Origin of the sequence: Corynebacterium sp. p3-SID1194 (genome assembly GCF_025144155.1) — a bacterium.
GTDB lineage: Bacteria > Actinomycetota > Actinomycetes > Mycobacteriales > Mycobacteriaceae > Corynebacterium.
Genome location: NZ_JALXWY010000004.1, coordinates 74,822 through 87,386, shown reverse-complemented (window position 1 = coordinate 87,386; position 12,565 = coordinate 74,822). Strand labels below are relative to the sequence as shown.

General features: G+C 56.5%; 8 protein-coding genes. 7 read left to right on the top strand and 1 reads right to left on the bottom strand.

What is annotated here, in order from left to right; all coding sequences use genetic code 11:
* Positions 1-2 precede the first annotated feature (2 nt).
* The 7 genes from M3G19_RS04735 (at position 3) to M3G19_RS04705 (ending at position 11,513) form a co-directional block, all read left to right on the top strand.
* A complete protein-coding gene (locus M3G19_RS04735) occupies positions 3-4,613 on the top strand; it encodes a DNA methyltransferase (protein WP_259901024.1) in 4,611 nt (1,536 codons plus the stop codon).
* Between the two features lie 98 nt (positions 4,614-4,711).
* Positions 4,712-5,770, top strand: coding sequence for a CHAT domain-containing protein (locus M3G19_RS04730; RefSeq protein WP_259901023.1), 1,059 nt, complete (start codon positions 4,712-4,714; stop codon positions 5,768-5,770).
* Between the two features lie 109 nt (positions 5,771-5,879).
* Positions 5,880-6,227 carry a hypothetical protein gene (locus M3G19_RS04725; RefSeq protein WP_259901021.1) on the top strand — a complete coding sequence of 116 codons (348 nt, stop codon included), beginning with the start codon at positions 5,880-5,882 and terminating at the stop codon, positions 6,225-6,227.
* A gap of 173 nt (positions 6,228-6,400) precedes the next feature.
* Positions 6,401-6,622 (top strand): hypothetical protein, encoded by a 222-nt coding sequence (locus M3G19_RS04720; protein ID WP_194559883.1) that lies wholly within the window; start codon positions 6,401-6,403, stop codon positions 6,620-6,622.
* The gene (locus M3G19_RS04715) at positions 6,609-7,328 is read left to right on the top strand and encodes a hypothetical protein (RefSeq protein ID WP_259901018.1); all 720 of its coding nucleotides are present in this window, start codon (positions 6,609-6,611) and stop codon (positions 7,326-7,328) included. The genes M3G19_RS04720 and M3G19_RS04715 overlap by 14 nt, the downstream gene beginning before the upstream one ends.
* A gap of 25 nt (positions 7,329-7,353) precedes the next feature.
* The gene (locus M3G19_RS04710) at positions 7,354-7,755 is read left to right on the top strand and encodes a hypothetical protein (protein WP_259901017.1); all 402 of its coding nucleotides are present in this window, start codon (positions 7,354-7,356) and stop codon (positions 7,753-7,755) included.
* Positions 7,752-11,513, top strand: coding sequence for a hypothetical protein (locus tag M3G19_RS04705; protein ID WP_259901016.1), 3,762 nt, complete (start codon positions 7,752-7,754; stop codon positions 11,511-11,513). The genes M3G19_RS04710 and M3G19_RS04705 overlap by 4 nt, the downstream gene beginning before the upstream one ends.
* A gap of 214 nt (positions 11,514-11,727) precedes the next feature.
* Here M3G19_RS04705 and M3G19_RS04700 read toward each other — a convergent pair whose 3' ends face one another.
* Complete coding sequence (locus tag M3G19_RS04700; protein WP_259901014.1) at positions 11,728-12,501, bottom strand: TIGR02391 family protein; 774 nt, start codon at positions 12,499-12,501, stop codon at positions 11,728-11,730.
* Between the last annotated feature and the right edge of the window lie 64 nt (positions 12,502-12,565).

Genomic DNA, 12,565 nt, shown 5'->3' with positions numbered 1-12,565 from the left:
CAATGGCTGCATACGAATCCATCCTCAATGTCGACGAGTGGATCAGCGACCACTATTTCACCACCGATGAAACCAAGGGTGAGTCCTTCACTAAACGCGTGAAGAACCGCACCAAAGAGTGGGCCGAGCTCGAGGGAGAGACCGGAACGATCTCGCCGGTTAAACGTTTCCAGCAGTACCGCGGCGATCTCCAAAAAGCATTTGCGACGAACGCCGATGCCGACGTCACCTATTCGCTCATCCGCACAGCTTTCGGGTACGGGACACCATCGCAAAAGACCTACACGCGCGCCGGTGAGGAGCTGTCCTACGACGGCTGGCACGGTAATGCTGGCACCCTAATTGTCATCAGTGCCACGTCCGGAATCGACGATGAAAACGAAGGGGATAGCGGGACTGACGAAGACGTAACGGAAGACAATCTGTTTTCTCTTTCGGCCGTTGGGGGAGTGACCCCCGCGGGCAAGGACCCGCAGCCGACCCAGGTGTCCAAACTGATCGGCGACCTTTTCCTCTCTCAAGACCCGCCCGAGTTCATCGTGGTCATCGCAGAGACGTGGGTGGCCGTTGCAGAGCGCGAGACTTGGCCTCTCGGCCGATACTTGGCGATTAACCTGCAACTGGCCGTCGAACGTAACGACACGAAGAAGGCTGGCGAACTGGAACGCGTCGCTGTCATCCTTGCTCGAGAGAACCTCGAGCGTGCCGCCGACGGCACGACCTGGTGGACTCAGACCCGCGAAGAATCCCAGCAGCACGCGGTGAAGGTCTCCGGCGACCTGCGCGACGCAGTGCGTGAATCCATTGAGATCATTGGCAACGACGTGCTCGACCGTCACCGCGAACAGGATCTGCCCATTGACGACCTCGACGGCAACGAGCTCTCCCGCCAATCGCTGCGCTACCTCTACCGCATCCTCTTCCTTCTCTTCGCGGAGGCTTCCCCGGAGCTTGCCATCCTGCCCACCGGTGCGCCCGAATACGTCGACGGTTATGGGCTAGACCGACTGCGCGACCAGATCCTCAATCCACCTGTCACCGATAAAGCACGCCGCGGAACACACCTCTACGACTCCCTGCAGCTTCTATTTACTCAGGTCAACCATGGCCACGACCCGCTGGAGGCCGTCGGCGCAGACAAAGATGCGCAGAACGAGGGCCTGACTTTCCGCAACCTTGAAGCGGACCTGTTCAAGAGCGAATCGACCTCGCTTATCGATGCGACGAAGCTCTCCAACGACGCCCTCACCCGCGTCCTGCAGAACCTGCTTCTGTCCAAAGTATCCGCAGGCAAAGACCGCGGCTTCATTTCGTATGCCACCCTCGGCGTGACCGAACTGGGCCAGGTGTACGAGGGCTTGATGTCCTACCACGGCTTCATCGCCCAAGAAGATCTGTACGAGGTAGCGCCGAAGGGCGATGCCTCCAAGGGCTCGTGGGTGCTTCCTACTGACCGTGCCGATACCGTCCCTCAAGACAGCTTCGTCATGGAGACGAAGGAGATGGAGGAGGGCGGCACCGCTAAGACCCGTCGCCTGCACCCCGAGGGCTCCTTCGTCTTCCGTCAGTCCAGCCGTGACCGCGAACGTTCGGCGTCCTTCTACACCCCGCAGGTGCTCACCGAGTTCACCGTCGGCCAGGCCATCGAGGTCCTTCAAGAGGAAGGCCGCATCGAAACCTCTGAGGACGTGCTCAGCCTCACTATCTGTGAGCCCGCCATGGGCTCCGGTGCCTTCGCCGTGGAGGCCGTACGTCAACTCGCGGAGCTCTACCTCGAGCTCAGGGAAAAGGAACTCGACCAGCAAGTCGATCCCGAAAACCGCACCTTGGAACTCCAGAAGGTCAAGGCCCACATCGCCCTGCACCAGGTGTATGGCGTGGATTTGAACCCCACCGCGGTGGAGCTCGCCGAGATCTCCCTGTGGCTGGACACCATGACCAGTCAGCTCAAAGCCCCCTGGTTCGGCCTCCACCTGCGCCGCGGCAACTCTCTCATCGGCGCACTGCGCTCCACCTATTCCACAGCCCAGCTGAAGAAGCGCGAGTGGCTCACCGCCGTCCCGCGCCGGGAGTCCGTCCAGAATCTCACCGAAGCTATCGATGCCGGCGAGCCCCGCGACATCAACGCCGCGGGTCGCATCCACCAGTTCCTCTTGCCCTCCGCAACCTGGGGCGCTGCCGCGGACGCGAAGGATCTAAAGACCCTGGCCGAGGATGAGATCGCCGCCATGAAAGCGTGGCGCAAATCCGTCACCGGCAAGGTGCCTACCAAAGAGCAGGCGAAGAGGCTGACCAACCTCGCCGTACGCGTTGAATCCCTCTGGGCCATCACGCTGTCCAAGATGCGCATCGCGGAAGACCAGATCCGCCGCGACATCGACCTTTGGGGCCGCAACACCGAGCACACCGCGAAGAACGTCCGCCGCGAACAGATCGAGCGCGAGTTACTTCACGACGCCGACGGTGCCTACCTCCGCCTCCGCCTCGCCATGGATGCGTGGAACGCTCTCACCTTCTGGCCACTGACCGAAGTGGATCAACTTCCCGACCTCGACGAGTGGCTCGCCACGCTTACCGACCTCATAGGCGTGGATACCCAGGCCCGCGACACCAACCAGATCCGACTGGCCAGCGCCACCAACTGGGACGAACTGGTCGAGCTGGAGCGCACCGAGATCGGCCTCTCCGGCGCTCGCAAGATCGAGACCGTGCTAGCGAACCACCCGTGGTTGCGCGTGGTGCAGTCCGTCGCCGCCGACCAAGGCTTCTTCCACTGGGACCTCGACTTCGCGGCAGTCTTCGCCCGCGGTGGCTTCGACCTACAGGTTGGCAACCCGCCGTGGGTGCGGCCGCGTACAGATCTTGACGCGTTGTACTCCGAAGCGGACCCCTGGTTCTCCCTTGCACACAAGCCGACCCAAGCTGCAAAGAACGACCGACGCGAGCAGTGGAACACTGATCTGTCTGCGCGCGAGGTTGTCTATCGAGGGCTTGGCGAATCGGTGGCTACTGCGGCGGCTCTCGCCGACACCACCCGCTACCCGCACCTCGTCGGTCAACAACCCGATCTCTACCGCGGGTTCATGGAGCGCACGTGGGGTAACGCGTCGGAGGATAGCGTCACCTCCCTCATCCACCCTGAGTCCCACTTCACTGAGAAGAAGGCTGCGCCGTTACGCCGTGGATCGTACCTGCGATTGCGGCGCCACTGGCAGTTCATCAACGAGATGGTGCTGTTCGACATCGACCACCACAATGCGTACGGCGTCCACGTTTACGGTCCCCAGCAAGATGCGCCCAGCTTTGGCCACGCCGCTTCGTTGTACCACCCCTTCACCGTCCAAGAGTCGCTCCCGCACGATGGATCCGGCAATCTACCTGGTCTGAAAGATGACAACGGGAACTGGGATCTAAGACCACACGGTGACCGTATCCAAACGGTTGATCTCAAGGCGCTCAAGGTGTGGCACTCCATTTTGGAGGACGAATCGGTTTCGCCCATCGAATCTCGCATGGTCTACACAGTCAACACCGAAGCCGCGGCAGTGCTCGAGAAGCTCGCCGCCGCACCCCGTATCCGCGAGCTCGGACTTCAATTCTCCCGCGGTTGGGACGAGTCCATTGATAAGAAGAAAGGCTACTTCGATACGGGATGGGCGCACCCAGAGTCGTGGAACGATGTCATTCTTCAAGGCCCGCACCTCGGCGTATCGACACCGATGATCAAGCAACCCAACCCCACCCTGAAGCACAATCAAGACTGGGCCGAGGTCGACCTCGAGGCAATGCCTGCCGACTTCATTCCTGCAACGGCGTACCAGCCGGATCGCTCAGGCAAGCCAACCTACGATTCTGACTACCCGAAATGGTCAACTCCGAACGGATTCAGATCGGCTAATGACTTCTACCGAGTGGCCTGGCGTCGAATGGCTGCAACTACCGGGTTCAGAACTTTGTATCCGGCTTTGATTCCACCAGGGGCAAAGCATGTCCACCCGGTGCACTCTGCAGCGGTTGTAAATAGCGCTAGGAAAACGGTCGTTGCCGGTGCCGGAATGTCATCGCTGGTCTGCGACTTTTGGGCTCGGTCAACCGGTGCAAGTGAGATGTCTTATCCCTTGGTCGAGGGGCTCCCGCTAGGCGTAGATGTGGCCGAGGACCGGCTCACCGAAAATTACCTCCGGCTCAACTGTCTCACCGAGGCGTACGCGCCTCTGTGGGAGGAAGTTATGGGGGAGGCGTGGGACGTCGATAAGTCTTTGCGTAAGGATGAGGGGCGGCGTGCTGCGCAGGTGGAGATTGATGCGATTGTGGCGTTGTCGTTGGGTGTGACGGCGGATGAGTTGTGCATGATGTATCGGACGCAGTTTCCGGTGATGCGTCGGTATGACCAGGAGGATCGGTTTGATGCGAATGGTCGTAAGGTGCCGAAGGATGTGTTGAAGTTGCAGGCGAAGTTGCGCGAGGAGGAGGAGTTGTCGGTGGTGGATCGGATGTGGGTGCATCCGCAGTCGGGTGTGGAGTACGTCTACGAGTATCCGTTTAGGCAGTTGGACCGGGAAGCGGACATGCGTGAGGCGTACAAGAGGTTTGCACAAGCGAAGAGGGCCTAGGTCAACGGTCGCAAAGTATGCCGAAAATATGTGCGACATACCCCTGTCGGGTGTCGATCATTTTTGTAGCGTATGCACGAGTCGAAAGGAGTTAAGCGATGAGTGTTTCGCAGGTTCGTAGTCAGCTTGAACGCAAACGCAAGCAAAGGTTGGATGCCGAAAAGAAGTTAGGGGAGTCTCGAACCAAGGAGTCTTCAAAATTCTCCGAGGCAGTCAAACTTCGCCAACAAGCCGACAAAGCTGCAAGTGAATCGACCCGCAAGAGTAGATTGCGCGAGGCCGAACGCAAAGAAAAAGATGCTATTTCTGCTGGAAAGGAGGCATCTTCATGGCAGAGAAAACTAGATACCCTTCGTAAAGAGGAGGACCGGTTGCATACGAAGCTCAACAAAGAGGAGAATGCGGAAGCCGACGCGCTGGCGCGACAGCACCAGCGCGAGCAGCGGCAGGCGGCACAAAAGGCTGAACGGCAGCAGGCATCAATCTCGAGAAGGATTGAATCGACTGAAAAATCTTTACGGGAAATTGCGTCGAGAATACCTTCAGCTAAACCCGAAAAGCTCCGGGTCTTGCTATTGGGAGCCGCTTCGAGGGGCGATCTCCGCGTCTCACGTGAACAGAGCCGCATCCGCGCAGCGGTTGAATCAGCGTTGCACCGCGACCAGATTGAGATCGATGCGCGTCCTTCTGCGACACCGGATGACCTACTCGACGGGCTGAGCAAATTCCGACCCCATGTTGTCCACTTTTCTGGGCACGGAAACTCCAGCTTGATCCAGTTTGAGGATGATGAAGACGGCCTGCATGACGGCGTGGTGGTGACAGCTAGAGCTTTTTCAAGCGCGATACAGGCAACCGATTACTCACCTACCCTTGTTGTTCTCAATTCCTGCAGCTCGGCCCCCCAAGCCGCGAAGCTAGTCGAGGAGATAGTCCCTTTTGCTATCGGAATGGCCGAAAGTATCGAAGACGCTGATGCCATCAGCTACGCCGCGCGTTTTTACGCGTCTGTTGCGAATGGTGAAAGTATCAGATCGGCCCACAGTTTGGGAAAGGCGGCTCTTAAACTGGCTGGACTATCGGGTGCTGAACTACCGACTTTGTGTTGGGCCGAAGATAGGGAGCCCCAGAAGGCCCTTCTTGTCAAGCCTATTTAAAACCCCAATCGGTATCATTCGCATAGCCCGCTGTGCGAGTGGTCGACCGAGGCCTATGCCCCGTTGTGGGAGGAGTTGATGGGGGGGGACGTGGGGCGTCGATAAGTCTTTGCGTAAGGATGAGGGGCGGCGTGCTGCGCGGGTGGAGATTGATGCGATTGTGGCGTTGTCGTTGGGTGTGACGGCGGATGAGTTGTGCATGATGTATCGGACGCAGTTTCCGGTGATGCGTCGGTATGACCAGGAGGATCGGTTTGATGCGAATGGTCGGAAGGAGCCGAAGGAAATTGTGAAGGCGGACGCGAAGTTGAAGGACGGTGCGGAGTTGTCAGTGGCGGATCGAACGTGGGTGCATCCGCAGTCGGGTGTGGAGTACGTCTTTGAGTATCCGTTTAGGCGGTTGGATCGTGAGGCGGATATGCGGGCGGCTTACGCGCGGTTTGAGGGGATGGGTTAAACGCCCAGCAAGGAGAGAAGCACGAGCGCATCTGGCTCGTCGAGATCAGTGTTATGGGCGAGCATCTCGACCTGCACTATCGAACAAGCGTTCTGCAGTGCAGGTCGTTGGTGGCGCGCTGTTGGCTATTATTCGGGACTAGAACGATAACCCAGCGAGCTGAGGTGATTGAGATGGCAGTTGAGATTAAGACCACCAACAACAAGGAACTCTGGGAGAAGAAGCGAGACTATCTCGCTGCTCTCCGCAGGTCTACACGCCAGCCTTCTGCGAGCATTGAAGAACTACGTACGCTCGCCCACTCGGGCATGCTAGATAAGTCCGAGCGGGCCCTGTACGACGATTTAAGCGTCGTATTGATGCTGTTGGGTGAGGGACAACTTGAATCTGCGTGACGAGGCTGAGCTGTTTCTCGATGAGGTGAGAAGCACGCTTCTAGATGCTCTCCCACTCGCATCTGAAGGGGATATCGAAACGGAGGCGTGGCTTAACGCCGATACGAACATCGTTGTCGGTGAATTTGATGCCCCGGTTATCCACGGTGCCGGTCAGCTGGAAAGCGAAGTTGAAAGCCAAGACTACAGCCAGCTATTCCGCGTCATCGTCCGCTACGAATTAACTTCCGATTCCACCGGCAAGTTCCTCGCCGTGGAAAGAAGCAAATTCGAGCTGCGGGTAGCTACGTCCCCAGGCATTCGGTTTGAATACGAACGGGGGTACACCAGCGCTCCATGCGCCCACATTCATTACTCGGGAGTCACTGGATTGCTGAGTCCGGCTCTAATGCAAAACTTCCAAGGGAAGTCTGGAAACCCGCGGAAGAAAGGACGGCTGGAAGAACTGCACTTACCGGTGGGTGGCAGACGGTTTCGTCCGTCGCTCGAAGAGTTCCTTTACTTCGTTATCGCTGAGTGCGGGTTTCGGGGCAAACCGGGCTGGGAGCCGACCTTGCTGCGACGGCGGCAAGAATGGTTGTTCAAGCAAACGGCTGCCGCAGCACGGGACTACCCGGAAGCCGCGGCAACGTCGCTGGAGGAGCTCGGATTCTCAGTCACGCCTCCGGCAGGGTTCTCTCCACGAGTGATTGACGCAAAGTGGTAGGGAAATCTCGGTCTGAGAAGAGTAGATGATGTCGGAGGAGGTTGTGGGGGCGGCGTGGGGCGTCGATAAGCCTTTGCGTAAGGATGAGGAGCGTCGAGCCGCGCAGGTGGAGATTGATGCGATTGTGGCGTTGTCGTTGGGTGTGACGGCGGATGAGTTGTGCATGATTTATCGGACGCAGTTTCCGGTGATGCGGCGTTATGACCAGGAGGATCGGTTTGATGCGAATGGTCGTAAGGTGCCGAAGGGGATTGTGAAGGCGGACGCGAAGTTGAAGGACGGCGCGGAGTTGCCGGTGGCGGATCGGACGTGGGTGCATCCGCAGTCGGGTGTGGAGTACGTCTTTGAGTATCCGTTTAGGCAGTTGGATCGGGAGGCGGATATGCGGGAGGCGTACGCGAGGTTTGAGGGGATGGTGGAGAAATGAGAGGTTCGTTCGAAAACGGCACAGGTTTGATTACCTCAGGCCATTTGGTGAGGTGGGTTGAACTGAACAAACGGGAAGCAGAACAGGTCTTCCCCGAACTGGTTCGGCGTTTGTTAGACGCTACCCCTGAGGCATCGGAGATCCATATGCGAGCTGGCGATAGTGTCGCGCTGAGTGGGTACGATGGCTCGGCTTTCCTGGCGGAGGGGAGCAACTTGCTCCCATCGGGAAAAATCGTGTTCGAGCTCGGGACGAACAAGAAAATCGGGCAGAAAGCTACCGCTGATTTCCAAAGCCGGCGGGCTAAAGCGGACGCTGATGTAACTTTCGTTTTCGCAACGCCTAGGAGGTGGCAGGGAAAGGAAGATTGGGCGGCGCAGCGCCGTTCCGAAGAAGTGTTCAAGGACATCCGGGTCCTCGACGCTGACGATTTTGAGCATTGGCTGCAACTAGCACCAATGACGCAAATTTGGTTCTCGGAGTACTTAGAAATCGATCCCCAGGGAGCTGAACAGCTGTCAGGTTGGTGGACTCGTTTCAGCGGATCCGCACAGCCAGGCTTGCCCAAGTCACTCTTCGTCGCGGGCAGGGAACGCGAGGCTCACCAGCTTCTTGAATTCGTTAAGGAAAGGCCAGGTCAACTGGTGATTGAATCGCCTTCATCCGACGATATCCTCGGTTTCCTGGCCTCCGTGCTGGATCAGGAGGATCAAGACGGGTTGGTTGATCCTGTGATCGTCGAAAGCAAGGCTTTGTGGAAGCATATTTGCAGTCTTCCGAGCCGCGGAATATTGATCCCGATGTTCAAAAACCCTGATGTGCGACTCGCCGTCGACAGTGGAAAACATGTAGTCATAACGAAGGATTATTCGAAATCGCGGATCCAGATGCCGGGATTATTCTTACCGCGTGTCAATCGGACTGCAGCCGAGGATTCTCTAGCCTCGGCTGGTTTTGACGCTAAGGAGGCGAAAAAGCTTGCCGTTCTTGCGCGCAGAAGTTTCCCGGCCTTTAAACGGCGTGTTTCGCTCGTACCCGAAGACCGGGGCTCGGTTTGGGCTGAGCCTTCTAGTGCCTCCGTTTTGAGCGGACTATTCATTGCGGGGCGATGGCGCGAATGCCCCGGTGATTTGGAAGTTTTGGAGAAGCTGACTCGCTTAAGTGATGTTGAAGTGGCCGAGCAGTTAGCGAGTTTTAAAGACGGAGCCGACCCCGCCCTCTGGAACTCTGGTGGAGTATGGAGTTTTGTTTCCGCAGAGGAAGCTTTCGTAGAGCTGCTTCCACGGTTCAATCCCCGCTTACAAGAAACGTGGGTTGCTATCGCTACCGAGGTCCTCGCTGAGCCCGACCCACTTGAGGGCTTGGATCAAATCCAGCGGGCCTTAAGCAGCGACCCTGGCAGAAGGTTTTCGAAAGACCTTCGCCGGGGGGTAGCGGAAAGCCTCGCGATCCTAGCGTCTGTTCGGGATGGAGATGCTGGGGCATCTGAAAGAGTGACAGTTCCAGACTCTGTGATTGCTGAAACCATGCGACGAGTACAGGATCCGAATCACAGGTTGAGTTGGCTAACGATCACCGACGTTTTGCCAGCCATGGCCGAAGCCAGCCCAGACGCATTCTTACTAGCGGTGGAGAAGGACCTCGCTAACGATGAGCCGACTCTAGCCATCCTATTTGAGGAGTTCGATGACTCGCTTAGATTTGGGCCGAAAGTCCATTACCCTGCACTCCTTTCAGCTCTCGAGTTACTTTGCTGGAACCCGGAGTACATCGCGAGATCTTTTAGGGTACTCGCACGACTCGCAGCTTTTCCCGTCCCGGTTAATCTAGCGAATACACCCTTGGCGTCCATGGGTGCGGTGATGTCTGGTTGGCTACCAGGAAACCCACTCGATTCTGGAATGCGTCGTGAGTTCCTGGACGTTTGTTTCCAGATCTCCCCGGAAACTGCGCGCCATTTACTTATGGAACTCTGGCCATCCCGTCGCTCGATGGTTTTTTCACCGTACCGACCGCGATTTCGAGATTGGCCTGAAAGTTCAGTGAAAGTGACTTACGGCCAGCTATATGAATTCGTCGATTCTCTTGCCGAGAGGGCAATCGCGTGGTCGACGGACGAACCGTCGTACCTGACATGGATGATTGAGGCTGTAGAGACGTCTGCATCACTTAAAGCGGCAAACAGCTTGGTTGATTATCTCGCAGGTCAAGTGACAGTAAATGCCCTTGGGTCGTCAGGACGGTTAGACCTTTTAGCTTCAGTTTCGGCAACCGTCGTGAAACATGACCGGTACAGCGATGCAAGCTGGGCGATGCCTATTGAGTTGCGGGGGCGACTCAGGGATCTGCAGACACTCTTGGATCCGTCAGGACTCTACTCGCAATCGCTGTATATTTTCGACTGGGACCCGGTACTTTCCGGAATGGATCGCCCGGATTCGGAGTACCGTGAAGAGCTTGATCAGAAACGAGCCGAGGCTGTCAAACAGGTTCTTGCGAAGCCGAACGGATGGAACGACCTCAAGGAAATTACTAAGCGTGTGGGGGACTCGGGAAGTGTTGGTAGAGCGATATCTTTTGAGGGAGGGTTCAAAACTCTGGACCGCATGACTCCTTGGCTCGAATCGGATGACAGGCAGTTGCAGTGGGCAGCAAGAGTTTGGATTCACTCATGGCTGGAGTCCGGCGGGCCGGAGACGATCAGGGCGGTCTTGGAGCAAGAGACGCTAATAGATGAAGCCAGAAAAAAATTTGTTCATTGTGTGCCTCATTCAAGTGCCTTTTGGGATGTCCTCGCTGCGTGGCCCGATGAGTATTCTGAGTATTGGCAGCATGGCCGGTTCGACATATTCGATGTCGAAGATCTGAACCGGGCTGTGCAAGAGCTTTTGCGTCACGGGAGAGGGAATACCGCGGCTATCGCCGTCGCACGCGCGCTTCATTCACCTAGGTCAAAGGGGCGGGAAGAGGTCGACGTAGATGTCGCTATCTCAAGTCTGCATGCTGCGCTTTTGGCGAAAGACGACTTGCAACGACTTGATTCGTACGAGGTTGAGGAGATATTGAATTATCTCGAAAATAGGGCGGTCGATCAGGACATTCTCGCGGGTCTTGAGTATGCGTTCTTTGCTTGGCTGGGCGAGGATTATGAGCCGAAGGCATTGAATCAATACCTGGCGGCAAACCCCGGCTTCTTCGTCGAACTGACTTGTCAAGCGTATCGCGGCGGCAGTGAAGTGGAGCACGAAGCAACGCAGCAACCAAACCCGGCTAAGGTTCAAGCGGCTTGGTCGATCCTAAACCATTGGGGTGGTCTACCAGGTCGCGATGACGACGGATCTGTCAATCCACAGATACTGGAAGATTGGGTGGCAGCAGCCCGTAGAATGCTACGGGAATCAGGGCGCGCTGACATCGGGGATCAGCTAATTGGCAGAATTTTTGTGAATGCTTCCACGGGCAAAGATGGGATCTGGCCCGAAGAACCAATACGGGATCTAATTGAGACACTTTCAAGCCCTCACATTGAAACCGGCATGATTCTAGGTCAATTGAACAGCCGGGGAGTGACCTCGCGGGGCATTTATGAGGGCGGTGGGCAAGAACGCGATTTAGCGAATCGTTATCTAGCAGACTCTAGATCGATCGGAATTAGATGGCCTAGAACGGCCGCAGTTCTCAGAGAAATAGGGTGGCGATATGAACAGGATGCTGCACGTGAGGATACCCAAGCCGAGGTGGCCCAAGATTTCGACTAAAAGACTTGATGGTGGCGTTCGTAGCGACGCCAATAGTGCTGGCCGGTGCGCTCTCAGTAACGTTTCCTGGGGTTCTGAATCGGGTCGATGGTGTCGACGTTACTTTCTCGAACGCTCATTGTTTTGCCAGCTATGAATCACGCGAGCGGGCGGGCGCTTTGGTTAGCCCAGATCTAGCGTAGTCGCCCCTCGACACCCAAGGCGATAACTGGTTTTACTGCAAAAATATCCCTGGATGCTCCTCTTTCAATTGCGTGAGGAGCAAACTTCCAAGTCCCAGCACTCCCATTGCATATCGTTTGGCGTCTGACCGTTCTTGGATCCTATGGCGGTCTACGTTGCTTAGCGCTTGCGTGAAGCCCATAGCGAGAAATCTCCAGCCTTCGGTCTCGCTAGCACCATCGCCCAGCTTCAAACTGCTCTTTTCGCCAAAAACGCGAGCCATTAGAGCCTTACCGACCAAGGTTTCACCTTTGCTCCCTTTAGGATTTCCAGCTAGTAATCGAATCCTATCTTCTACAAATATCGCGACTTGAGAAGCAACCTTTCCCCAATCTTCTTCAGCAATTAAACCCTCCACGTGGTTAAGCAAATGGGGTTCGAAACTCCCGCCACCTACGGAGGTGACCTGGGTGGTTTCAACGCTCATATAGAACAACGCAGCATCGATGAGTCCCACTGCCTCTTCAATCCCGCGCGCGGAATATCGCCGAAGCTCCTCGGATGTTGTTGACGAAGTCCAAATCGAAGGAGAGTACTTAACCGATTTAAAAGTTTTGACGATGCTATGTTCGGATCCGAGTGAGCTTTCCAGAACGCTGTGAACCTTAGCTTTCCACGAGGATAGCTGCGCTCTATTGGGAGCAAGAGCCAATTCGCTTGCCTGATCCTTTAACATTTCGAGCGCTATTATTGGCGGGTTGGAGCTCGTTTCAATGTGGGTTATATGCTGAACGGAGCTTTCGTGATCTGAACTTAAAGAAGCCATTGCACGATCCTACTTTCTGATCGGCGTTTGATCCGTACGGAAGATGGGATCTTCAGATACTAAA